22 protein-coding genes are annotated in these 22477 nt (G+C 64.7%); 15 read left to right on the top strand and 7 right to left on the bottom strand.

Annotated features, from left to right (window positions below):
* Both RT424_RS06150 and RT424_RS06145 read left to right on the top strand, forming a co-directional pair.
* Positions 1–1315 (top strand): prolyl oligopeptidase family serine peptidase (locus RT424_RS06150; protein ID WP_313435364.1); only part of this gene is annotated, 1315 nt, incomplete at its 5' end.
* A 108-nt stretch (positions 1316–1423) separates the two neighbouring features.
* Entirely contained in the window at positions 1424–1819 is a 396-nt protein-coding gene (locus RT424_RS06145; protein ID WP_313435362.1) for a hypothetical protein, read from the top strand.
* A 55-nt stretch (positions 1820–1874) separates the two neighbouring features.
* Here the strand turns inward: RT424_RS06145 and RT424_RS06140 are convergent, their stop codons facing one another.
* The gene (locus RT424_RS06140; protein WP_313435360.1) at positions 1875–2507 is read right to left on the bottom strand and encodes a trimeric intracellular cation channel family protein; all 633 of its coding nucleotides are present in this window, start codon (positions 2505–2507) and stop codon (positions 1875–1877) included.
* Positions 2508–2674: 167 nt separating this feature from the next.
* Between RT424_RS06140 and RT424_RS06135 the strand changes: the two genes are divergently transcribed.
* Positions 2675–3997 carry a cytochrome P450 gene (locus RT424_RS06135; protein WP_313435358.1) on the top strand — a complete coding sequence of 441 codons (1323 nt, stop codon included), beginning with the start codon at positions 2675–2677 and terminating at the stop codon, positions 3995–3997.
* A gap of 49 nt (positions 3998–4046) precedes the next feature.
* The gene (ligA, locus tag RT424_RS06130) at positions 4047–6182 is read left to right on the top strand and encodes an NAD-dependent DNA ligase LigA (protein WP_313435356.1); all 2136 of its coding nucleotides are present in this window, start codon (positions 4047–4049) and stop codon (positions 6180–6182) included.
* A gap of 72 nt (positions 6183–6254) precedes the next feature.
* On the opposite strand, the gene RT424_RS06125 is transcribed toward ligA, so the two are convergent.
* The 3 genes from RT424_RS06125 to bla all read right to left on the bottom strand — a co-directional run bounded on the left by RT424_RS06125 (position 6255) and on the right by bla (position 8683).
* Positions 6255–6557 (bottom strand): DUF1153 domain-containing protein, encoded by a 303-nt coding sequence (locus tag RT424_RS06125; protein ID WP_313435354.1) that lies wholly within the window; start codon positions 6555–6557, stop codon positions 6255–6257.
* A gap of 246 nt (positions 6558–6803) precedes the next feature.
* Complete coding sequence (locus RT424_RS06120) at positions 6804–7706, bottom strand: 50S ribosomal protein L11 methyltransferase (protein WP_313435352.1); 903 nt, start codon at positions 7704–7706, stop codon at positions 6804–6806.
* Entirely contained in the window at positions 7703–8683 is a 981-nt protein-coding gene (bla, locus tag RT424_RS06115; protein ID WP_313435350.1) for a subclass B3 metallo-beta-lactamase, read from the bottom strand. Before bla ends, RT424_RS06120 begins: the two co-directional genes overlap by 4 nt.
* Before the next feature lie 221 nt (positions 8684–8904).
* On the opposite strand from bla, the gene sdhC reads away from it, so the two are divergent.
* The 6 genes from sdhC (at position 8905) to RT424_RS06085 (ending at position 14415) form a co-directional block, all read left to right on the top strand.
* Complete coding sequence (gene sdhC / locus RT424_RS06110; protein WP_313435348.1) at positions 8905–9300, top strand: succinate dehydrogenase, cytochrome b556 subunit; 396 nt, start codon at positions 8905–8907, stop codon at positions 9298–9300.
* Between the two features lie 12 nt (positions 9301–9312).
* Positions 9313–9696, top strand: coding sequence for a succinate dehydrogenase, hydrophobic membrane anchor protein (gene sdhD / locus RT424_RS06105; protein ID WP_313435346.1), 384 nt, complete (start codon positions 9313–9315; stop codon positions 9694–9696).
* Positions 9696–11516: a succinate dehydrogenase flavoprotein subunit gene (gene sdhA / locus RT424_RS06100; protein ID WP_313435344.1), complete on the top strand. Its 1821-nt coding sequence runs from the start codon at positions 9696–9698 to the stop codon at positions 11514–11516. The genes sdhD and sdhA overlap by 1 nt, the downstream gene beginning before the upstream one ends.
* A gap of 69 nt (positions 11517–11585) precedes the next feature.
* Positions 11586–12257: an HdeD family acid-resistance protein gene (locus RT424_RS06095; protein ID WP_313435342.1), complete on the top strand. Its 672-nt coding sequence runs from the start codon at positions 11586–11588 to the stop codon at positions 12255–12257.
* A gap of 65 nt (positions 12258–12322) precedes the next feature.
* Positions 12323–12733, top strand: a complete 411-nt coding sequence (locus RT424_RS06090; RefSeq protein ID WP_313435340.1) for a BlaI/MecI/CopY family transcriptional regulator — start codon at positions 12323–12325, stop codon at positions 12731–12733.
* A complete protein-coding gene (locus RT424_RS06085; protein ID WP_313435338.1) occupies positions 12730–14415 on the top strand; it encodes a M56 family metallopeptidase in 1686 nt (561 codons plus the stop codon). Before RT424_RS06090 ends, RT424_RS06085 begins: the two co-directional genes overlap by 4 nt.
* A gap of 50 nt (positions 14416–14465) precedes the next feature.
* Here RT424_RS06085 and RT424_RS06080 read toward each other — a convergent pair whose 3' ends face one another.
* The gene (locus tag RT424_RS06080; protein WP_313435336.1) at positions 14466–15107 is read right to left on the bottom strand and encodes a hypothetical protein; all 642 of its coding nucleotides are present in this window, start codon (positions 15105–15107) and stop codon (positions 14466–14468) included.
* Between the two features lie 74 nt (positions 15108–15181).
* Complete coding sequence (locus RT424_RS06075) at positions 15182–16045, bottom strand: neutral zinc metallopeptidase (RefSeq protein ID WP_313435335.1); 864 nt, start codon at positions 16043–16045, stop codon at positions 15182–15184.
* Positions 16046–16239: 194 nt separating this feature from the next.
* Here RT424_RS06075 and RT424_RS06070 point away from each other — a divergent pair, with 194 nt between their 5' ends.
* The 4 genes from RT424_RS06070 to RT424_RS06055 all read left to right on the top strand — a co-directional run bounded on the left by RT424_RS06070 (position 16240) and on the right by RT424_RS06055 (position 21084).
* Positions 16240–17775, top strand: a complete 1536-nt coding sequence (locus RT424_RS06070) for a M28 family peptidase (RefSeq protein WP_313435333.1) — start codon at positions 16240–16242, stop codon at positions 17773–17775.
* 98 nt (positions 17776–17873) lie between these two features.
* Positions 17874–19331, top strand: coding sequence for an IMP dehydrogenase (guaB, locus tag RT424_RS06065; protein WP_313435331.1), 1458 nt, complete (start codon positions 17874–17876; stop codon positions 19329–19331).
* A gap of 24 nt (positions 19332–19355) precedes the next feature.
* Positions 19356–20528: an RsmB/NOP family class I SAM-dependent RNA methyltransferase gene (locus tag RT424_RS06060; protein WP_313435329.1), complete on the top strand. Its 1173-nt coding sequence runs from the start codon at positions 19356–19358 to the stop codon at positions 20526–20528.
* Between the two features lie 49 nt (positions 20529–20577).
* Positions 20578–21084 carry a tetratricopeptide repeat protein gene (locus RT424_RS06055; RefSeq protein WP_313435327.1) on the top strand — a complete coding sequence of 169 codons (507 nt, stop codon included), beginning with the start codon at positions 20578–20580 and terminating at the stop codon, positions 21082–21084.
* A 47-nt stretch (positions 21085–21131) separates the two neighbouring features.
* On the opposite strand, the gene RT424_RS06050 is transcribed toward RT424_RS06055, so the two are convergent.
* Entirely contained in the window at positions 21132–21614 is a 483-nt protein-coding gene (locus tag RT424_RS06050; protein ID WP_313435471.1) for an RNA pyrophosphohydrolase, read from the bottom strand.
* A gap of 377 nt (positions 21615–21991) precedes the next feature.
* Between RT424_RS06050 and RT424_RS06045 the strand changes: the two genes are divergently transcribed.
* On the top strand, positions 21992–22477 hold a 486-nt coding region (locus tag RT424_RS06045; protein ID WP_313435469.1), incomplete at its 3' end, for a 2-oxoacid:acceptor oxidoreductase family protein.

Here is a 22477-nt window from a genome sequence, read left to right as displayed (position 1 = left end):
CTCCCGTTACGAGGTGCGGGTTATCGATCTGGGGAAGAAGGGCAAGGAGCGTTGGGCCGCGCGTCCGATCGTTTCCGGGTTCAAGGACGACTGGCGCCTCGTCGAAGGCGCGGGACAGAAGCTCTGGTTCGTGACCAACGAAAGCGCGCCGCGCTATCGCCTGATGAGCTTCGACCTGGCTGCAACCGATCCCGCCTTCACGGAAATCGTGCCGCAGCGTGAAGACATTCTGGAGAAGGCCGGGATCGTCGGCCGCCAGCTCGTGCTCAACTACATGCGCGATGCGGCCAGCCATGCCGAAATCGTCGGGCTCGATGGCAAGCCGGGCAGGGCGTTGGCGCTGAACGGCATCGGCACGGCTTCCGGTTTTCGCGGCAAGCCCGGCGATCCGGAGACATTCTACTCCTTCACCAGCTTCAACCGCCCGGCGTCGATCTTCCGGATGAACCTCGATACCGGCGCTTCGGAGCCGTTCGCCGAACCGGCGATGGACTTCGATCCGGCGGAGATCGTGGTGGAGCAGCGCTTCTACGCGTCGAAAGACGGAACACGGGTGCCGATGTTCCTGGTGCGCCGCAAGGATGTGGCGAAGGCCAGCAAGCCGGTTCCCACACTGCTTTACGGTTACGGCGGCTTCGACATCTCGCTCACGCCGGGCTTCTCGGCAAGCCGCATGGCCTGGGTTCAGGCGGGCGGCGCTTTCGCGATGGCTAACTTGCGCGGCGGTGGCGAATATGGCCGTGCCTGGCACGACGCCGGGCGCAGGGCCAACAAGCAAAACGTCTTCGACGACTTCATCGCTGCGGGCGAGTACCTCAAGAGCGAAGGCATCGCTGCGAAGGACGGCCTTGCGATCCAGGGCGGATCGAATGGCGGTCTTCTGGTCGGCGCTGTGCTCAATCAGCGGCCCGATCTTTTCGCTGCGGGGGTTCCGCAGGTGGGCGTGATGGACATGCTGCGCTTCGATCGCTTCACGGCGGGCCGCTATTGGGTGGACGATTACGGCTATCCGGATCGCGAGGCGGACTTCAAGGTGCTGCGCGCCTATTCGCCCTATCACAACATCAAGACGGGGAGCGATTATCCCGCGATCCTGGTGACGACGGCGGATACCGACGATCGCGTGGTGCCGGGGCACTCGTTCAAATATGCGGCCGCTCTTCAGGCGGCGCCTTTGGGTGACAAGCCGCACCTGATCAGGATCGAGACGCGCGCGGGGCACGGTTCCGGCAAGCCGACCGACAAGGTGATCGAGGAAAGCGCGGACGTGCTGTCCTTCATTGCGCAATGGACGGGGCTCAAGGTTTCCGAATGATCCCGAGCCGGAATCCACAACGAGAGGGTTGCGTTCGGCGTTGAATGCCGGACTATGGCATGGTTCGCGGGTCGCCTTGAGCGGCCGACCGAAAGGGAGCGCCGAACCATGCCGACACTCTTCGCAAGATACCTTCGTGGGTTTCCGTTGGTCGTCGCCATCTGGGCCGCGAATCCGGCCCTGGCCCAGAGCGATCGCTTCGCCGCCGATCCCAGGCTGAATAACAAGTCCGATGCCTATGGGGTCAGTTCTCGACAGGCGGCGCATAAATGCGTGGCCGCGGCCGAGCAGGCGGCCAAGGCGGCCGGGTTCACCGGCATCGAAGTGATCGGCATCAAGTCCGTGGAGGGCAAGCCGGACGGATACGAGATCGAAGGCTGGGTGCGCGTCGGCGGCGGCGGTCCGGCATGGCGGGAAAATGTGCCGGCGCGTGGATCGTTCGAATGCGAGATCGCGCGAGGCAGGATCGTCGACCTCGATTTCGACGAGATTCCCGGCCTTTAGGGAAAGGCATCGGTCGCACTTTCGGATGTGCGACCCACGCTTTTAGCTGGATCCGTCAGTCGGCGCCTTCGTGAGCTGGCAGCCCGAGCGACCAGTGGATGGCGGCGCCGCGCAGCGCAAAGCCGGCGCTTGCCGCCGTGGCCCAGGACAGCGTCGCGGGGAAACCCATGGCCAGACTCGCCGCGGCGATGGCCGCCGTCAGGGCACCCGCAGTCACATAGAGTTCCGGCCGCATCAGGATGGAAGGCTGTCCTGCAAGAACGTCGCGGATGATGCCGCCGACGCACCCCGTCACGACTCCCATGACCATGGCGGGCACGGGCGGGACGCCCCAGGCCATGGCCTTCACCGTCCCGAACCCGGAATAGACGGCAAGCCCCACGGCGTCCGCCCATTCGAGCAGGTGCCCCTTCCACCAGCGGACCGGCGTGAACCAGGCCATGATCGCCACTGCCAGGCAGACCGGCACGACGAACGGGTCGCGAACCCAGAACACCGGCGCGCCGATCAACAGATCGCGCAAGGTGCCCCCACCCACGCCTGTCATCAGCGCGAAGAAGGCCACCGTGACGAACGTCTGGCGCAATTGTGCCGCGGAGAGGGCGCCGGTGAGTGCGAAGACAGCAATGCCCAGAATATCGAAGGCGGCAGGCAGGGCAGGAGAGTCGGGCGGAATGATCGTGGGCATGCGCTGCCATAACCTGATCTCGAGCCGAGCGGCAGCGAAAGCTTGAGGCAAAGCGCGAACGCGATGCCTGAACTCGACGACAGAACGCGATCGCTGAAGTCTGGGCCATTGACCTGCCTCCATGAAGTGATACACATAGTATCATAAATGATCGGGAGAGAAGATACGTGGTCCGTCCCGCTTCCTATGAGAACGCCGATTGGTATTCCGACGTAGCGCTCGTTGACGATCCGCACGCCTACTTCGACTTTCTACGCGCGAAGGGCCCGGTGGTGCGCCTTCCACACCGGAACGCCGTGGCGGTGACGGGATATGAAGAGACGGTCCAGGTGATGCTGGACACCGAGCATTTCTCCTCCATCAACGCGGTGACCGGCCCTGTCGCGCCGCTACCTTTCGATCCGCAGGGAGACGATATCTCCGAGGAATTGGAGGCGCATCGCAGCCGCATCGCCTTTGCGGATCAGATCGTCACCGAAGGCGGGCCGCGCCACGCCGACTTGCGCTCGATCATCGCGCGCTTGTTCACGCCAAGCCGCCTGAAGGAGTTGCAGCCCAAGCTGCTGGCGACGGCGCAGGGCCTGATCGACGAGTTCAAGGCGGACGGCAAGGTCGATCTCGTGCGCCAGTACGGCGGCCCATATGGCGCCTTGGTGATCTCAGATCTCCTCGGCCTTTCCGACCGGACAAGGACGAAGTTCAGGGCGCTGCTCGAAGGGGCGATCCCGGTGCCGATGAATGCCAGCGAAGAGGACATGCTGAAGAACCCGCTGGTGGGTGTGGGCAAGGATCTGTTCAAGCTCATCGCGCAGCGTCGGGTTTCCGCTCATCCCCTGATGCGACCCTTGCGCGCCTTGCTGGCGCACGAGGATATCCTCAACGACCTGGCGCAGGCACGTTATCCCGATGGCACTCGCCCGTCGCTGGTGGACCTGACCAGCCTGGCCGCCTTTCTGTTCGGAGCCGGGCAGGACACCACGAATCGCCTCCTTGCCAATGCCTTCCGGATCATCGCCACGCGGCCCGACATCCAGCAGCAGTTGCGCGACGATCCCGGCCGCATCCCCGCTTTCGTGGAGGAAGTGCTGCGCTTCGACGGCTCGGTGAAGAGCGGCGGGCGGATGTGCCAGAAAACCACGGTGCTGGGCGGGGTGGAGATCAAGGCGGGAACCTCGATCCTGCTCTCGCACATGGCGGCCAATCGCGATCCCGCGCGTTTCCCGGAGCCCGACCGGTTCGACATGGACCGGCCGAAGCTGAAGGAGCACCTGGCGTTCGGTCGCGGCGCCCATACCTGCATCGGTGCGCCGCTGGCCCGGCGCGAAGTCGTCACCAGTATCGAGCGGCTGCTGGCCTGCATGGGGAATATCCGTCTCGCCGCGGCGCATGTCGATTCTGACGGCGGCCTGCGCTTCGACTACGAGCCGACCTACATCCTGCGCGCTCTGGCCAGCCTCCACCTCGAATTCGATCCGATCGGGGGGGATTAAGCGGAGAGGGGGAATTCCAACCCGCGCCGGTCTGCCCTATCAACCGGGCATGACCACGCCTGCCACCACCGAAGCCGAAGCCGCCAACGAACTGATGCGCCTGGCGCGCCAGATCAACCGCGCCAATCGTCTCTATCATGCCGAAGATGCGCCCGAGATAACCGACGCGGAATATGACGCCCTGATTCGTCGCAACGCCGAACTCGAAGCGGCATTCCCGCACCTTGCCCGGCCCGACAGCCCGAGCAGCAAGGTGGGGCATGACGTGGCGGCCTCGCCGCTGTCGAAAGTGGCGCACGAGGTTCGCATGATGAGCCTCGACAATGCCTTCACCGATGACGAAGTGGCCGATTTCGTGGGCCGTGTGCGGCGGTTTCTTTCGCTTTCTGCGGACGAGCCGGTGCTCGTGACGGCGGAAGACAAGATCGACGGCCTGTCCTGCTCGCTGCGCTACGAGAACGGCAGGCTGGTACGGGCGGCGACGCGCGGCGACGGGCAAGTGGGCGAGGACGTGACCGCGAACGTCGCGCATATCGCCGACGTGGTCCAGGAACTGAAGGGCGACGACATTCCGGACGTCTTCGAGGTTCGCGGCGAAGTCTACATGGAGAAGGCCGCATTCCTGGCCCTCAACGAAACCCTGATGACCGAGGCGCGCGCGCAGGCGGAAGCGAAGGGCGAAGCCTTCGATGAAGCCAAGGTTCGTCAGTTCGCCAATCCGCGCAATGCCGCCGCCGGTTCGCTGCGCCAGAAGGATGCCAGCGTCACGGCCAGGCGACCGTTGCGGTTTTGGGCGCATGGTTGGGGCGCGGCAAGTCGGATCCCCGGAACGAGCCAGCACGAGGTGATCCGCAAGATCGAATCGTGGGGCCTGCCGGTGTCACCGCAGTTCCGCCTGTGCGAATCGGTGGAGGACATGCTGACGGCCTATCGCGCCATTCGTGACGGCCGGGCCGGCCTGCCGTTCGAAATCGACGGAGTGGTCTACAAGATCGATCGACTGGACTGGCAGCAGCGGCTCGGGTTCGTGGCCAAGGCACCGCGATGGGGACTGGCGCACAAGTTCCCCGCCGAACGGGCCGAAACCGTGCTCGAATCCATCGACATCCAGGTGGGGCGCACCGGCAAGCTAACGCCGGTCGGCCGCCTCAAGCCGGTGCTTGTCGGTGGGGTCACCGTAACCAACGTGACGCTGCACAACCGGGACGAGATCGCGCGCCTCGGCGTTCGGCCCGGCGACCGGATCGTCCTGCAGCGCGCCGGCGACGTCATACCCCAGGTGGTGGACAACGTGACGCGCGAGGAAGACCGTCCGGCTTTCCCGTTCCCCGACCATTGTCCCCAGTGCGGGAGCGAGGCGGTCGCCGAAGAAGGCGAAGTGGACGTGCGCTGCACCGGGGGGCTGATCTGCCCGGCGCAGCGGACCGAGCGCCTCAAGCACTTCGTCAGCCGGGCCGCGCTCGATATCGAAGGGCTTGGCGAGAAGACCATCGACGAGTTCTTCGCGAAGGGATGGCTTGAAAGTCCGGCCGATATCTTCCGACTGCGCAGGCGCCGCGAGCAAATCCTCGCGCTTGACGGATGGAAGGATAAGTCTGTGGACAACCTGTTGGCAGCTGTGGAAAGCAAGCGCAGCCCCGATGCCGCCCGTCTGCTTTTCGGCCTGGGCATCCGGCATGTGGGGGCCGTGACGGCGCGCGATCTCATGAAGCGCTTCGAGACGCTGCCCGAGCTTCGTGCCGTGGCGGAAGCGACGCATGTGCGGGAAGGCGAGGAAGCCGCCGCAGCTGCCAGCGACGCCTATTCCGAACTGGCTTCGATCGACGGGATCGGCCCTGCTGTGGTCGAAGCGCTCGGGGATTTCTTCCACGAAGAGCACAACCGTCAGGTCTGGGACGACCTTTTGTCGGAAGTCACGCCGCCCGCCTATCGGGTGGAAACGGTGGACAGCGAAGTCGCAGGCAAGACCGTGGTCTTCACGGGCAAATTGGAAACGATGAGCCGGGACGAAGCGAAGGCTCAGGCCGAGCGGCTAGGGGCAAAGGCGGCGGGATCGATCTCGGCGAAGACCGACCTGCTGGTCGCCGGGCCGGGTGCGGGTTCGAAGCTGAAGAAGGCCGCCGATCTCGGTATCCGGGTCATCGACGAGGCCGAATGGGCGGCGATCGTGGCAGCTGCGGGATAAGCAGGTGGGGCCTGGTTGGCAGGGGCGGCAGAATGCCGCCCCGCCCGCCTCGGCATCGCGCCAGGTAAAGACTCAGGACTGGCGAGCCTGCCGCTCGTGCATGTGTCGATAATGCTGAACCCGGGTCGCGCGCAGCCCTGCCATGCCCTCGCGCTCGACCGCGCGTTGCCAGGACGCCAGTTCCTCAAGCGTGAGGTCGTAGCGGTCGCATGCTTCGGCAATCGTCAGCAGGCCTCCGTTCACGGCAGCTACGACTTCGGCCTTGCGGCGGACGACCCAGCGTGACGTATTGCGCGGCGGCAGGCTGCTCTTGTCGAGAGCTTCACCCAGGGGTCCAACGACGGCACGCGGCCGATCGAGATCAGATTGAAGCATTTTTGGCCTCTTGAGCTGTTTTTACCAGCCCCCCTTGGCCTTAATTCTTGGTGGAAACCCTTAATTACACGTAACCGATAATGGTTAACATCCGTTATGACTTGGCATGGTAAGAATTTGATATTTAACGGTATCTGCCATCCGGGGTCACTGTTGTACCCCGAAAAGCGTATTTACCAATCTTAATTGCAAGCACTTCGACCATAGGAATAGAGCCGGCTATCCAATGGGCGAAAACGGCGAAGATTATCGGCGGCGTGCGCGCATCCACAGGATCGACCAGTCGCCGTTCACCAATCTGCCCGCGAGGCGCAGGCCGGCACGACGGCAGGCGCGGCGTACGGCCTCTTCCTGGGTTTCCAGCAAGCCCGCGAGCACCAGGCTGCCGCCGGGCGCCAGCGATCGGGCGAAGTCTGGCGCGAGCGAAACCAGCGGTCCGGCGAGAATGTTCGCCATGATAAGGTCGTAGGGTCCGCGCGCGGCGATCAGCGGATGGTCCATGCCGTCCGCAATGGTCATGACCAGTTCGCCGCCTCTGGGCCCCATCTTTACGCCGTTGGCTTCCGTATTGTCTTCCACCACGCCGACGCAGACCTGGTCGATGTCGCTCGCGGTGGCGCGCGCGCGGGGCCAAAGCGCCATGGCGGCGAAGGCGAGCAGGCCGGTGCCGGTGCCGATATCGGCGTGGTTGCGGAAGATCAGCCCTTGCGCCTTCATGTGCGTCAGCATGGCCAGGCAACCGGCGGTGGTCGCATGCTGCCCGGTGCCGAACGCCTGGCTGGCAGGAATGGTGAAATCGATCACGCCCGGCTCATGGATCGCCGGGTGATCGGGAGTATGAACGTGAAAACGTCCGGCCCGGATCGGTTCGAGGCCCTGCTGGCTGGTAACGAGCCAGTCGGTTTCCGGCAGTTCCTCGATGATGAATTCAGGCGCCGGGCCTTCGAACAGCGCGGCGACGGCGTTCTTTTCGGCATCGCCCGGCTCATGCGCCAGCCAGGCTTCCAACTGCCAGTCGTCAGGCTTGTCTTCCGCGATCTCGCTGCCGGAAAGAACGATGTCGGGATCCCAGTCGAAAGCGTCTTCGTGAGCGACAAGGGCGCTCTCGATCACGGTGCGCGGGGCGTAGGCGGTAATCTTCCAACTCACGAGCGGGTCTCCTTCGCCGCGTTGCCGGCCTCCTCGGAAAGGCGCTGGTCGAAACGGGCTTTAGCGGTGGCCGCATAGCTGCGGCAGGCGGTAGGGTCGACCAGCGGGGCGTTGCCCGAAAGCCGCGCGAAGAGATCGCTCGCGCCGGGATGCGGGGTGACCAGCAGGTCGCAGGGAAGGGCGGCGATACGTTCGAGGCCGTCTCGGACAGCCGCGATGCGCGCGGGATGGTCGGTGAAGCGATAGCCTTTTGCCGAGATGGCGGAGGCGCTGTCGGCATAGGCGATCGTCACGCATCGGCCTTGCCCGTCGCAAGACCGCCAGGTCCAGCTCGTCGATCCGGCGGCATGGGCAGGATTGGCGTGGGCTGTGAGCGAAAGCTTGCCCAGCGTCACTTTCTGGCCGTCGGTCAGGCGCCTGTCGATGCGAACGGGCGGGAAGGGATCGAGCCCGCCGAACTGCGGGTCTTCGGGGCTGGCCTTGCCGGTTTCCAGCACTTCGGCGGCGGCAGGCAGGGCAGCGACGCGGGCTCCGGTGGCGCGCTGGAGGGCGGCGATCGCGCCGGCATGGTCGAAATGCTCATGGCTGGAGAGTATCCAGCGAATGTCTTTCGCCTCGAACCCCGCCGCAGCGATGTTGGCCAGGACCAGGGAGGCAGCTTCGGGGATTCCCCCGTCGATCAGCACATGCCCCTGTTCTCCGGTGACCAGAATCGCGGAGATGCCGCAGGTGCCGACATACCAGGTATTCCCGAAAAGTCGGGCCGGCGGCGCGGCATCGCCCCAGCCATCGCGCCCCTTGCATGACTTGGCGAGCTTCGCGCCATCGGCAAGTTCCCCTCCGGCGGGCATCGATACGACAGGTTTTCCGGCGGGTTCGGCGCCTTCGGTCTCGGTCGGTGCTTCCGCACTGCCGGGTGCCGGTGCGCAGGCGGCCAGCAACAGTGCCGCGGCAAGGACATTCGGGAAGGTTCTCATGCGGCTGCGCTTTAATGCCAGGGAGGCGCCAACACCAGTGGTAGGGGCTCGCAGGGCATCAGGTTGCGGTGAACGGTAGCGCCGGGCGGAATGTCGCTTGTGTGCGATGCATGCGCGATGTGGTTCGCGGAACTTGCGCCAAGCCGTGATTTGTCTAAGGGGACTTTCGACAGGGGCAGCCTCGAGGCTGCTAAACAAGGCAAAAGGGATTCGAAAGAGCCATGGCCAAAGACGGCACCAGGAACCGTCCGCTTTCGCCCCATCTCCAGATCTGGCGTTGGGGCCCTCACATGTTCGTCTCGATTCTGCACCGCGTGACCGGTGACGGAATGGCGTTCGCCGCCCTCGGCGTTCTGCTGTGGTGGCTTGGCGCCCTCGCCGGCGGCCCGGCGTCCTACGAGACCTTCAGCTGGGCCATGACGACGCCGATCGGTTATATCGTTCTCGTCGGCATCTCCTGGGCATTCTTCTCCCACATGATGAGCGGCCTGCGGCACTTCGTGCTCGACGTGGGCGGCGGTTTCGAACTCAAGACGAACAAGACCTGGTCGATCGTCTGCCCGATCCTGGGCGTGCTCGCCACCGTCGCCTTCTGGGCGATCCTGCTGCTTAGCTGAGGAACGGGTATCATGGGTAACGGAACTTCCATTGGCCGCGTACGTGGCCTCGGCTCTGCGAAGCACGGTGTTCATCACTGGCTGCTCCAGCGCTTCACCGCCATCGGCAACCTCCTTTCGGTGCTGTTCCTGGTCGTCTCGATTCTGCTTCTGCCGGACATGAGCTACGCCACCGTCGTCGAATGGATCTCGCGCCCGGTTCCGGCCGTGGTGATGATCCTGCTGGTCGTCACGACCTTCTGGCATGCGCGCCTGGGCCTCCAGGTGCTGGTCGAAGACTACGTCCACGATCACGCCAACAAGTTCGCCTGCATCGCGGCGCTGAACCTTGCCGCCTGCGGTGGCATCGCCTTCGGCGCCTTCTGCATCATCCGTCTCGCGCTGGGAGCCCATTGATGTCCCAAAATTCCTCGGGCCCTGCCTACAAGATCATCGACCATATCTATGACACCGTCGTCGTCGGCGCCGGTGGCTCGGGTCTGCGCGCCACGATGGGCTCGGCCGAAGCCGGCTTAAAGACCGCGTGCATCACCAAGGTCTTCCCCACCCGCTCGCACACCGTCGCGGCGCAGGGCGGCATCGCCGCCTCGCTCCAGAACAACACGCCGGACCACTGGACCTGGCACATGTACGACACCGTGAAGGGGTCGGACTGGCTGGGCGACCAGGACGCCATCGAATACATGGTGCGCGAGGCTCCTGCCGCGGTCTACGAGCTGGAGCACGCCGGCGTGCCCTTCAGCCGCAACGCCGACGGCACGATCTACCAGCGTCCGTTCGGCGGCCACATGCAGAACATGGGCGAAGGCCCGCCGGTGCAGCGCACTTGCGCCGCTGCCGACCGTACCGGCCACGCCATGCTGCACGCGCTTTACCAGCAGTCGCTGAAGTACGACGCGGACTTCTTCATCGAATACTTCGCCATCGACCTCATCATGGACGGCGGCAAGTGCGTGGGCGTTATCGCGCTCTGCATGGATGACGGCTCGATCCACCGCTTCCGTTCGCAGGCCGTCGTGCTCGCGACCGGCGGCTACGGCCGCAGCTACTTCACCGCCACGTCGGCCCATACCTGCACCGGCGACGGCGGCGGCATGGTCCTGCGCGCCGGCCTGCCGCTTCAGGACATGGAATTCGTGCAGTTCCACCCCACCGGCATCTACGGCGCGGGCGTGCTGATCACCGAAGGCGCGCGCGGCGAGGGCGGCTACCTCACCAACTCCGAGGGCGAGCGCTTCATGGAGCGTTACGCGCCTTCCGCGAAGGATCTCGCCTCGCGCGACGTCGTTTCGCGTTCGATGGCGATGGAAATCCGCGAAGGCCGCGGCGTCGGCCCGCACAAGGACCACATCTACCTGCACCTCGATCATATCGATCCCAAGGTGCTGGGCGAGCGTCTGCCGGGCATCACCGAAAGCGGCAAGATCTTCGCGGGCGTCGATCTCACGCGTCAGCCGCTGCCGGTGGTTCCCACCGTCCACTACAACATGGGCGGCATTCCCTGTAACTACCACGGCGAAGTCGTGACGATCGGCCCGGACGGCAATCCGGACACCGTGGTCCCCGGCCTCTTCGCAGTAGGCGAGGCGGCCTGCGTCTCGGTCCACGGCGCCAACCGCCTGGGTTCGAACTCGCTGATCGACCTCGTGGTCTTCGGCCGTGCCACCGGGCATCGCCTGAAGGAACTGGTCAAGCCGGGCGCGGCCCAGCAGGAACTGCCCAAGGATTCGGCCGACATGGCGCTCACGCGTCTTGATCACTTCCGCAATGCAAACGGCGGTTCGTCCACTGCGGAAGTCCGCACCGAGATGCAGCGCACCATGTCGGGCCACGCGGCCGTGTTCCGCACCGACGAACTCATGGTCGAAGGCAAGGAAAAGCTCGCCGTAACCTATGAGCGCATGAACGACATCAAGGTCACCGATCGCGGCCTGATCTGGAATTCGGACCTGGTGGAGACGCTGGAACTGGATAACCTGATCTCGCAGGCTTCGGTTACCTTGCACGGTGCGCAAGCGCGCAAGGAAAGCCGCGGCGCTCATGCGCACGAAGACTTCCCGAACCGCGACGATGCGAACTGGATGAAGCACACGGTTGGCTGGTTCAACGGTTGGGGCGGCAAGGGCGGCGAAGTCCGTCTCGATTACCGCCCGGTTCACGAATATACGCTGACGGACGATATCGAGTATATCAAGCCCAAGGCTCGCGTATACTGATCCGGTTGTTTCGAATAGTCTAGGAAAGGGCGGCGTATCGATGGATACGCCGCCCTTTTGCGTTAACATTTGAACTTCGCGCTGCAACTGAACGACGTTTCATGTATTTTCCTGACCGGACGCACGTCACGAAACAGGAGGCATCGGCATGACTCGTACGGAAATGGATCCGCTACTCGAGCCGCATGTGAGAACGATCCACTGGTCAACTCTCTGGCGCAGGCTTCGGGCAAGGCTTGGGGTTGGGTTCTGGCCTATGGCGTCCTGCTGCTGCTGATCGCCCTGATCGTCATATCCAATCCGCTCGTGGCCGGGGTGGCAACGGGGCTGCTGATCGGCGTGGTGCTGGTGATTTACGGGATCGCTGGCATTGCGTCCGGATGGACCTCGCTGTCCCAGCGTGCGCGTTGGTTGGAGGTGCTGCTTGGCCTCCTGGCCATCGTCGCGGGTGTTTTCGCCGTCATGAACCCGGTTGCGGGCGCCCTGTCGCTGGTCTGGGCGATCGGAGCATGGCTGACGGTCTCGGGCGGTTTCCAGATCGCTTTCGCGCTCAAGTCTCGCCATGACCGAGGCTGGCGGCTGTTTCTGGGCGCACTCGATGTCGTACTTGGCCTGATCCTGCTGTTCTCCAACCCTGCGACGGGGCTGGCGTTCCTGGCCGTGATCATCATGATCAGCCTGGTGGTTCGCGGCGTGTTCCTGATCATGCTGGCCATGTCTCTCCGCAAGCTCGCCCGCTGAACTATTCATCTGGCGTTCATGTTTACACACGTAATCGATTACGTGTGTAAACGATGGAGGGCGCCATGCCTGCCGATACGCCATCCGATTTTTCCTCATCGAACGAGCAGCCTGAACGCATTTCCGACGCCGAACATGCGGTGATGGAAGTGCTGTGGGAACGCAGCCCCCTGACTGCCGCAGAAGTGTGCGAGCAGGTCTGCGCGCCGCGCGGGTGGAGCCTCGCCACCGTGAAGACATTGCTCTCGCGGTTGGTCGCCAAACAGGCTCTGGCAACGGAGCCCGATGGCAAGCGTTTCCTCTATTCTCCGCGCGTCGCCCGCGAATCCTATGTCGGCAGCGAGAGCCGCCGCCTCGTCGATCGCCTGTTCGGCGGGCGGGCCGCACCGCTGTTTGCGCATCTTGCCGAATCCGACGCACTCACCCAAGATGACATCGCCGAGATCGAAGCCCTCCTGAAGGAGCTGAAGTCATGATCGAATGGCTCACCGATACGCTCGTGATGACCGGCGCGCTCATGGCGCTGATACTTCTGGTTCGTAGGCCCGTGTCGCGCTGGTTCGGTCCCGCAGCGGCTTACGCGCTTTGGGCGCTGCCGGTTTTGCGCCTGGTCCTGCCACCTCTCGCGCTGCCACGCGGCCTCTTCGCCAGGCCTGAAATCGCGGCTGAGCCCGTAGCAGCTGCGCATCAGGCGATCCCCGCAGCGAGCGAGGTAATCCACCCACTCGGTGCGGCCGAGAACGTTCCGGCCGTGTCCGGGGGGGAAATCGATCCGGGAATCCTGTCGCAAATCCCCTGGTTTCAACTCGCCGTCGCAATCTGGCTGATCGGAGCGGGGGTCTTCCTCGTCCAGCGTTTCCGCAACTACCGCCTCATGCGCGCGGAACTGCTGACCGATGCGCATCAGGTCGCCCACGCCGGGGACATCCGGATCGTCGAGACGCCGATGGCGGCTTCGCCCTTGGCGTTCGGCGTCAGGAACAAGGTCGTGGCCCTGCCGCAAGGCTTCCTGGCGACCGTCGATTCGGAAAGCTCCGACTTCGCGATCGCTCATGAACTGGAGCACCACGCCGGCAACGATCTCCTGGCTTTGATCGTCCTGCAACCGCTGTTCGCGCTGCATTGGTTCAATCCACTGGGATGGGCGGCATGGCGTGCTCTGAGGGCCGATCAGGAAGCGGCCTGCGATGCACGTGTCATGGCGGGGCGCGATCGCGAAACCCGCGCTCGCTACGGCCGCGTAATCGCCTCTTTCGCGGCCGGCACGCGACTGACGCTTGCGGCGCCGATCGCCGGCGCACTCGCAGGCGAAAAGCCGATCATCCAGCGATTGAAGGCCCTGGCTACCGCTGAGATTTCACCAGGACGCCGGGTGATGGCGCGAAGCCTCTTCGCCTTTGCCGTGATTTCGGTACCCTGCACGGCAACGGTCACTTACGCCGCCATGGACGAGCGGGGCGGCGCCGAAGCATCGGACGTACCGCCGGTACCTGTGCCCGCCGCGCCTTCCGCGTCGCTGCAATACGGCGGGGATGACTTCGAAGTACCATCTCCTCCGCAAGCCCCAGAAGCGCCACAAATTCCCGAAGTTCCGGAGGCCGTCGCGGTGTCGGATGCGCCCTGGGTATCGGCCGCTGTGCCCCCGCCGCCCGCAGCACCCGTACCACCCGCACCACTCGGCCGCGTTCCCCCGGCCCCCCCGGTTCCTCCGGAGCCGCCACAATTTCTCGAACGAGATCGTCAGGCAGCGGACCGTCAGGCCGCACGCGCAGACTACCGTGCCGCGATGGCCAACGCCTTGCGCAGCGTCCCCAAGGTCGAACAGTCGACGACCGCGGACGGCAAGATCCAGACCATCCGTATCGTGCAGAAGGGTGAGGGTGGCCGTCGCGAGATTCGGCAGTCGATCACCATCGACAGCACCTGTCCTGCGGATCGACAGCGGTCCGCCTCGCGAAATCGTGAAGGGTCAGCCACTCATATCTGCACCGGGGCACCGCTTCAGGCGGCGAATGCGGCTATGCGCGGCATTTCGACGGCGAGAGCATCGATCGCCCGCAACCAATCGATGAGCAGCAGTTTGAGGAGTGAGATACTCGCGGAGCTGGACAGCGAACTTGCCGATGTTCGCGCCGAGATGGCGAACGAGACGGATTGATCAATGCTGCAAGGCGCGGATCGTCGCATGAGCGATCCGCGCCTTCGCGCTTATGGAACCTTCTGAACGACCGGCTGGGAGGTGAAGGACACGTCGTTCTTGGTGTCCTTGCGATCCTCGGCGTCGGATTTGACTTCCTTGCGGCCTTCTTTCGCTTCTTCGTTATGCCGCTGAAGTTCCTTGGCCTGGATGATCGCGGGCGTGGCGGGCGATGCGGGATACTTGCAGCCACGCTCCGCACCCACGCCCTTCAGAAAGCCCCGCCTGGCAACGCCCGCCTGCACCGCTGCCAGCACGGCGCGTTCCTGCGCGTTGGCGCCGGAAATCTCGCGGATCAGCCCGCGAAAGGGAATGAACGAACTCACCACCCATTTTGCCAGCTTACCGGTGCTGACGCGATCGCGCGCCTCTTGGGGAAGATCGATGTCGTCACCCAGGACGCCGTCGAGTTCGGTGACGGCGGCGCTGATCTGTCGGCAACTGCGCATCGAGGCCAGGTCGTAGGGCTTCTTGATGGCGACGATGAGAACCGGGGGAATATCGGTCTTGTCCAGATTAAGATCGGTCACCGGAGTCTTCGCGATGTCCACCGCGCTAGGCTCGCTATTGGTGATCGGCTTGTCCTGACGGGCCTCGGCAGCGGTTGTCGCCAGCAGACCGGCCGTGGCTGCCATGATCAGGATAGGGCGCATCTTTTCCTCCTGTTTACCCCTGGGCGGCGCGGTCGCACCCACGCGAAAGGAGGGAAGCGCCAGCCTCTGGTCGATTACTGCTGGTTGAACGTGTCGCAGGCGTCCTCGTTCCCTGTTTCCAGGCCGCGTCGCAGCCATTCCATGCGTTGCGCGCTGGAACCGTGGGTGAAGCTTTCCGGACTTACCCGCTGGCCGGCATTCTTCATCAGCGTGTCGTCGCCGATCGCACTGGCAGCGGTCAGCCCCTCTTCCATGTCGCCGGCTTCGATGCGATCCTTGTTCCGGCCTGCCCAGACCCCGGCGTAGCAGTCCGCCTGAAGTTCCATGCGGACCTGGAGCGCATTGGCCTGCTGCGGGTTCTGTCGCTGGGCCTGGCGGACCTGAGTGTCGAGGCCCAGAAGGTGTTGGATATGATGGCCATATTCGTGCGCGACGACGTAATAGCGCGCGAAGTCTCCCTTGGCGCCCATCTTGCGATCGAGTTCGTCGTAGAAGCTGGTATCGATGTAGATGCCCTGGTCGGCCGGACAGTAGAACGGCCCCATCGCGCTTTGAGCGGCACCGCAGCCCGACTGGTCGGAGCCGTTGTAGAAGCGCAGGTTCGGCTGGTCGAAAGCGATGTTCGCCTTCTGGAACAGCGGTTGCCACGTCTTGTTCAGCGATGAGAGTGCGTTGCACGATTCCAGCGAATAGGCATTGTCGCGGCAGATCGAGGAAGCGTCCTGCGGCTGGCCGGGCGCCACTTGCGCGGAGGGTTGCTGCTGCTGGACGCTGTCCAGGGAGCCGAGCATCTGGGCCGGATCGACCCCGAAGACGAGCGCACCGATCAGCACGATGACGAGCGATCCGCAGCCCAGCTTGCCGCCGGAACCTCCCGGAAAGCCGCGCCCACCCTGACTGACCCGGATATTGTCGGGGTCGAACTCGTCGAGCCGCATCGCTGAGATCCTTTTCGAAAGTGCCGGGCTTACATGAACTAGCCACAGGCTCAGGTTCTGTTCAATCGAATTTGCCGACAGAGGTTCCAGCGTGTCTCTGCGGCAACAAATGTCGCATCGCGTTCGGATGCCTGCGAAAATTGTAACAGCGGGGCGAAATTGATCGTATAGGCTGCAATGCGATGAACAGGGGAATGAAGGCAGGATTGGCTCGTGCCGCCGGCGCGGTGGCGCTCGGCGCTTTGCTTGTGAGCGGCAATCCCCTGTTTTCGGCGATCTCGCGCGCGGATCAGGAGCTTGTCTCGCGCCTGCGCGCCCATATCGAAATTCTCGCCAGTGACGATTTCGACGGTCGCGAGCCGGGAACCGACGGCGAGGCAAAGACGCTGCGCTATCTCGGCAAGCAGTGGTTCGACATCGGGCTGGTGTCCGGCACCAACGATCCAGGGCACGAGTGGTTCGCCCCCGTAACTCTGGTTGCGCGCGAACCGGATTCGTCGGCGGCCCGTTTCCTGAGGAAAGGTGCACGCTCCACGGTTTCTCCGCCGGGCGTGCTGGTCCTGACATCCGGCAAGCGCAGTCTGGTGCGGAACGTGCCGATGCTGTTTCTCGGCAAGGGGCGCGGGCGCGACTATACACGCACCGAACTGGCGGGCCGGGTCGCGGTCGTCCTGGATGGCGATACCCCCGATGGCGAGCGCCAGAACGACCTTCTGGCGCTCGGCGCCTCCGCCGTGCTGACGGTGCTCGACGGGGAGCGCAGCCTCGATCAGGTCGCGGCGCGGCGCAAGCGATCCGGCTATGCCTTGTCGGACGATTCGCTGGGCGGCGATCTGGAGGCCTTCATCACGCGGGAGGCCATGGCGGCTCTGCTCAAGGGCACGTCGCGTTCGTTCGACATGCTGGAAGCCGCCGCGTCCAAGCCCGATTTTCTGCCTATCGCGCTGGACATGACCGCATCGTTCGAAGCGACCACGCGCGAGGCGACGATCCACACGCACAATCTCATCGGCAAGCTGCCCGGCAAAAGGCAGGACAGCGGCGCGGTGCTGTTCGTGGCCCACTGGGATCATTTCGGCGAATGCGGGGAAGCGCCGGCCGAGGATGTGATCTGCAACGGCGCCATCGACAACGCCAGCGGCGTCGCCGCGCTGACCGAAGTGGCCCGGCGCCTGGCGCGCGCACCGCAGCTCGATCGCGATGTCTATTTCCTGGCGACCACGGGTGAGGAACTGGGCCTGCTGGGCGCCCACGCCTTTGCCGAAAACCCCCCACTGCCGCTGGGGCGGATCGTGGCGGCCTTCAATATCGATTCGATCGCCGTCGCGCCGCGTGGCACGCCATTCGCCATCGTCGGACGCGGCATGACGGGGTTGGACGGCGAGATCGCCAAAGTCGCCAAGGCAGAGCGTTTCAAGCTGCGTTCCGGGGACGACGCCAACGAATATGTCCGCCGCCAGGATGGGTGGGCGCTGCTTCAGCACGACATTCCCGCCGTGATGGTGACCACGGCCTACGGCGACATCGAGCGCATGCGTGCGTTCTTCGACGGCGACTACCACCGGCCCAGCGACGATCTGGAGCATATGGAAAAGCCGCTCGAACTGGGCGGCGCGGTTGACGACGTGAAGATGCTGACCGCGCTCGGTCGCTGGTTCGCAGACGTGCGGCGGGTGCCCGTCTCGCCTGTCGAGCCGTCTCCTGCCGGGGCGGACAGGAAGCGCAAGTGAGGCGATCCGGCGCCGTTCGAAAAGGCTCTAGCCCTGACGCCCCCCTTTGATTACATGGGCCGCCACGATTCTCCCCGGTAAAGGTTATGGTGGCGCACATGGATATCCAGCTCGGACTTACTTTCGACGACGTACTACTTCGTCCTGCGAAGTCCGACATCGTGCCTACCCAGGCCGATACCCGCACCCGCCTCACGCGCGATATCGCGCTCAATATCCCCGTGATTTCCTCGGCCATGGATACCGTGACCGAAGCCGACATGGCGATCGTCATGGCGCAACTCGGCGGCATCGGCGTGCTGCATCGCAACCTCACTATCGAGGAACAGTGCGCCGCGGTCCGTGCCGTGAAGCGCTTCGAAAGCGGCATGGTGGTCAACCCGATCACGATCTCGCCCGATGCCACGCTTGGGGAAGCGCAGGCCATTATGCTCGCCAACAAGATCAGCGGCATTCCGGTGGTGGAGAACTCGGGCAAGCTCGTCGGCATTCTCACCAACCGCGACGTGCGCTTCGCCGCCAACCCGGCGCAGCCTGTACGCGAATTGATGACGCACGAAAATCTGGCGACCGTTCAGTTGGGCGTCGATCAGGACGAGGCGCGCCGCCTGCTGCACGCCCGCCGGATCGAGAAGCTGCTGGTGGTCGATAACGACTTCCGCTGCGTCGGCCTGATCACCGTGAAGGACATCGAGAAGGCCGTCACCTATCCGGACGCCACCAAGGACGCCGCCGGCCGCCTGCGCGTTGCCGCCGCGACCACGGTGGGCGACAAGGGCTTTGCCCGTACCGAGGCGCTGCTGGCCGCCGAGTGCGATGTCGTCGTGATCGACACCGCCCACGGCCATAACAAGGATGTGGCGCTCGCGGTCGAGCGCGTGAAGAAGCTGTCGAACTCGGCACAGGTCATCGCCGGCAACATCGCCACCGCCGAAGCGGCGCGCGCGCTGATCGACGCGGGTGCCGATTGCGTGAAGGTGGGCATCGGGCCGGGCTCGATCTGCACCACGCGCATCGTCGCCGGTGTCGGCGTGCCGCAGCTCACCGCCATCATGGATGCCGCCGAAGAGGCCGACAAGTCGGGCGTTCCGGTGATCGCCGACGGCGGCCTGCGCACTTCGGGCGACGCTGCAAAGGCGCTGGCCGCCGGTGCCTCGACCATCATGGTCGGCTCGATGCTGGCAGGCACCGAGGAAGCGCCGGGCGAGACGTTCCTCTACCAGGGCCGCGCCTACAAGTCGTATCGCGGCATGGGCTCGGTAGGCGCGATGGGCCGTGGTTCGGCCGATCGCTACTTCCAGGGCGACATCAAGGACCAGATGAAGCTGGTGCCCGAAGGCATCGAAGGTCAGGTCGCCTATAAGGGCCAAGCCAAGGACGTGATCCACCAGCTGGTCGGCGGCGTGAAGGCGGCCATGGGCTACACCGGCTCGGCCACGATCGAGGATTTGCGCAAGGGCGCGCAGTTCGTGCGCATCACCAATGCCGGCCTGCGCGAAAGCCATGTTCACGACGTGACCATCACGCGCGAGGCGCCGAACTATCCTTCGCGCTGATCGTCGGAAGGGCGGGGCAGCGGCATGACACCGGGCGCGCGGGTACAGGCGGCGATCGAGATCCTGGATCTCGTGATCGACGCCGCGCGTGCCAACGGCGCACCGGCTGACCGGCTGATCTCGGACTGGTTCCGCACGCGCCGGTTCGCCGGCAGCAAGGACCGGCGTGCCGTGCGCGAGCTGGCCTATCGGGCCATCAGGGCCTGCGGGGAAATTCCGGAATCCGGGCGTGCCGCCATGCTGCGGCTTGCCGCCGGGGATGCTGACCTCGTCGCCCTGTTCGACGGATCGGCCCATGCTCCCGCGCCTGTCGTTGAAGGCGAACCCGTGGCGGAGCCGGGTCTGGCACCGCGCTGGCTGGTCGAACGGTTGGCCGCCAGCGATGTAGTCGAAGCCGATGCCATGGCCCTGCTCGATCGTGCGCCGCTGGATGTTCGCGTCAACACCTTGAGCGCCGAGCGAGTCGATCTTCCGGAGGGGGCCGAGCGTTCCGTCGCCGCGCACGGCTGGCGTTATCCGCCCGAAACGCGCATCGAGCAGGCCGAAGCCTATCTCCAGGGCGCGATCGAGGTTCAGGACACCGGCTCGCAGCTGACTTGCGAAGCCGTGGCCGCCCTGCCGGGCGAAACGATCATCGATCTTTGCGCGGGCGCCGGGGGCAAGACCCTGGCTTTGGCGGCCGCCATGGACAATCGCGGCACGCTGGTCGCCTGCGACACCGACCGGACGCGGCTTTCGCGACTGGCCCCCCGCGCTGTGCGCGCCGGGGCAACGGGAATCGAGGCGGTACTGCTCGATCCCAAAAAGGAAATGCAAGCGCTTCAGCGCTTTGCCGATACCGCCGATGCCGTGCTGGTCGATGCGCCCTGTTCCGGCACCGGCACCTGGCGCCGTAACCCGGAGGCACGCTGGCGCCTGACCGAGGCGCAGCTTTCCCGCTACGTCGCCACCCAGTCGCGGCTGCTGGACGTGGCGGCGAAACTGGTCCGTCCGGGCGGCCGCCTGATATTCGTGACCTGCTCGCTGCTCGATGAAGAAGGGGCGAGCCAGGCGCGCGATTTCCTGGTGCGGCATGTGGGCTGGCGCGCGGTCGTGCCGGAACTTCCCGCGGGAACGGTTCGCGGAGCCGGGTTGAGGCTTTCTCCCTGGCATGACGGAACCGATGGCTTTTTCGTCGCACGCTTCGAGCGGCTGTGATAGCGTCGGTGCCATGATGAGGACGAAGCCCTCGGCCAAGGACATTTTGATGCGTTACACGCCTGCCGCGATTGCTCTATCCTTTGTTGCTGCCATCTCCTCCAGCGCGATCTTTTCAGAGCCCGCCAAGGCGCTCGATCCGCGCGCGGCGAATCTGCTGGCTGAAGGGCAGGCGGCGATCGGCGCGGGGAACGTCAATGGCGCTATCGATGCTTATGAAGCCGCCCTGACGGTGGAGCCGGGCAACGTCACCGTTCTGCTGGCGCTGGCCGATGCAACGCGCAAGCAAGGGCTTCAGGGCAAGGCACTGCACTATTATCGCGTGGCGCTGGTCAGCGACCCTCGCAATCTCGCAGCGCTGGCGGGAGAGGGCATGGCGCTGGCGGAAAAGGGCGCGACCGACAAGGCGAGTCGCAATCTGGCGCGCCTTCAGACGCTTTGCGGCAAGGATTGCTCCGAAACCGAGAAACTGGCCGCAGTCATCGCGCGCACGCCGGCGACTCGCGTGATGACGGCGGAAGCTACCGCGCCGAAGCCGGTCGTGTCGGAGAACTGAGTGCGGGCGGGCCTGCGCCCGCCCCTCGGCCGTCTCAGATTGGCGTCTCAGATCAGGGCGCGGAATTCTTCAAGAACGGCACGGTAGACGCGCTTCTTGAAGGGGACGATCAAGTCCGGCAGAAGTTCCGGCTCAACCCATTTCCAGTCGGCGAATTCGGGAGGGGTGTGGGCCTCCAGGTCGATGTCGGCGTCCCTGCCGTCGAACCGGGCCAGGAACCAGGTCTGGCGCTGGCCGCGATACTTGCCCTTCCAGAGCTTGCCGATGAGTTCATCCGGCAGATCGTAGAGCAGTTCTTCCTTCGTTTGCGAGAGGATCGTGACGTGCGATTCGGTGGCGCCCGTTTCTTCCCATAGCTCGCGCAGGGCCGCCGCCCGCAGATCCTCGCCATCGTCCACGCCGCCCTGGGGCATCTGCCACCAGTCGCCTTCCTTGGTATCGATCCGCTTTCCGACGAAGACCTTCCCGTCGGGGTTGACGAGCATGACGCCGACGCAAGGGCGGTAGGGCAAGGACGCGTAGTCTTTCATCGGTGCAGGGGAATCCATGGTCATCGGGAAAAGCGGGGCGGGCAAAGCGAATTCGGACAATCAGTCGGATCATCGCGGCGCATTCCCGTAGAATGGCCCAAGCCCCCGCGCAATGCCAGCGCGTTTTATGGTTCCCGGTCCGATAACCGATCAAACCCCAAGCGGTCCGCTGTGAAGACCCGATCGCGGACCCGGCTGCTTTTTCCGTTTTGCGCGGATCGCAAGCGAGCATAGTCTGGTGGCGGGAAAAGCAATGGCCGGCATCAGATCGGCAGCCCCGGGAGACAGCGATGGTGGCGACGACCTTATCGGACAGCGCATCGACCAGACGGAAGAACGCGGATTCGGCCGGCGACGGGACGGTCGAATCGGTCGTGATGCGGTTCGCCGGCGATTCGGGCGACGGGATGCAACTGACCGGTGGGCAGTTCACGCTTTCCACGGCCCTGGCCGGGAACGATCTGGCGACTTTTCCGGATTTTCCCGCCGAGATACGCGCGCCCCAGGGCACCTTGTTCGGAGTCTCGGCCTTTCAGATCAATTTCGGCTCCAGCGAGATCACCACGGCGGGCGACGCGCCGGATGTGCTGGTGGCGATGAATCCCGCCGCCCTGAAGACCAACATCCATGCACTGAAGCCGGGCGGACTGGTCATCATCGATACGGGCGAGTTCGGCAGACGAAATCTGGAAAAGGCGAACTACGCCGCGAGCCCGCTGGAGGATGGCAGTCTCGCACGATGGGCCGTCCTGGCGTTCGACATTTCGGCGCTGACGCTGGAGGCGGTCAAGCCCTTCGGCCTGGGCAACAAGGAGGCCCTGCGGTGCAAGAACATGTGGACGCTGGGGCTGGCGCTATGGATG

Source organism: Novosphingobium sp. (genome assembly GCF_032093395.1).
In the GTDB taxonomy this organism is placed as follows: Bacteria; Pseudomonadota; Alphaproteobacteria; order Sphingomonadales; family Sphingomonadaceae; genus Novosphingobium.
This window is presented reverse-complemented; position numbering and strand designations above follow the sequence as displayed.

What these genes read in the sequence shown, in the direction of transcription:
- RT424_RS06050 (WP_313435471.1), bottom strand. Translation starts at nt 21,614, where the DNA reads ATGAAAGACTACGCGTCCTTGCCCTACCGCCCTTGCGTCGGCGTCATG.
- RT424_RS06060 (WP_313435329.1), top strand. Translation starts at nt 19,356, where the DNA reads ATGACACCGGGCGCGCGGGTACAGGCGGCGATCGAGATCCTGGATCTC.
- RT424_RS06085 (WP_313435338.1), top strand. Translation starts at nt 12,730, where the DNA reads ATGATCGAATGGCTCACCGATACGCTCGTGATGACCGGCGCGCTCATG.
- RT424_RS06075 (WP_313435335.1), bottom strand. Translation starts at nt 16,045, where the DNA reads ATGCGGCTCGACGAGTTCGACCCCGACAATATCCGGGTCAGTCAGGGT.
- bla (WP_313435350.1), bottom strand. Translation starts at nt 8,683, where the DNA reads ATGAGAACCTTCCCGAATGTCCTTGCCGCGGCACTGTTGCTGGCCGCC.
- sdhD (WP_313435346.1), top strand. Translation starts at nt 9,313, where the DNA reads ATGGGTAACGGAACTTCCATTGGCCGCGTACGTGGCCTCGGCTCTGCG.
- RT424_RS06140 (WP_313435360.1), bottom strand. Translation starts at nt 2,507, where the DNA reads ATGCCCACGATCATTCCGCCCGACTCTCCTGCCCTGCCTGCCGCCTTC.
- guaB (WP_313435331.1), top strand. Translation starts at nt 17,874, where the DNA reads ATGGATATCCAGCTCGGACTTACTTTCGACGACGTACTACTTCGTCCT.
- RT424_RS06090 (WP_313435340.1), top strand. Translation starts at nt 12,323, where the DNA reads ATGCCTGCCGATACGCCATCCGATTTTTCCTCATCGAACGAGCAGCCT.
- sdhA (WP_313435344.1), top strand. Translation starts at nt 9,696, where the DNA reads ATGTCCCAAAATTCCTCGGGCCCTGCCTACAAGATCATCGACCATATC.
- RT424_RS06125 (WP_313435354.1), bottom strand. Translation starts at nt 6,557, where the DNA reads ATGCTTCAATCTGATCTCGATCGGCCGCGTGCCGTCGTTGGACCCCTG.
- RT424_RS06055 (WP_313435327.1), top strand. Translation starts at nt 20,578, where the DNA reads ATGCGTTACACGCCTGCCGCGATTGCTCTATCCTTTGTTGCTGCCATC.
- ligA (WP_313435356.1), top strand. Translation starts at nt 4,047, where the DNA reads ATGACCACGCCTGCCACCACCGAAGCCGAAGCCGCCAACGAACTGATG.
- sdhC (WP_313435348.1), top strand. Translation starts at nt 8,905, where the DNA reads ATGGCCAAAGACGGCACCAGGAACCGTCCGCTTTCGCCCCATCTCCAG.
- RT424_RS06080 (WP_313435336.1), bottom strand. Translation starts at nt 15,107, where the DNA reads ATGCGCCCTATCCTGATCATGGCAGCCACGGCCGGTCTGCTGGCGACA.
- RT424_RS06070 (WP_313435333.1), top strand. Translation starts at nt 16,240, where the DNA reads ATGAAGGCAGGATTGGCTCGTGCCGCCGGCGCGGTGGCGCTCGGCGCT.
- RT424_RS06145 (WP_313435362.1), top strand. Translation starts at nt 1,424, where the DNA reads ATGCCGACACTCTTCGCAAGATACCTTCGTGGGTTTCCGTTGGTCGTC.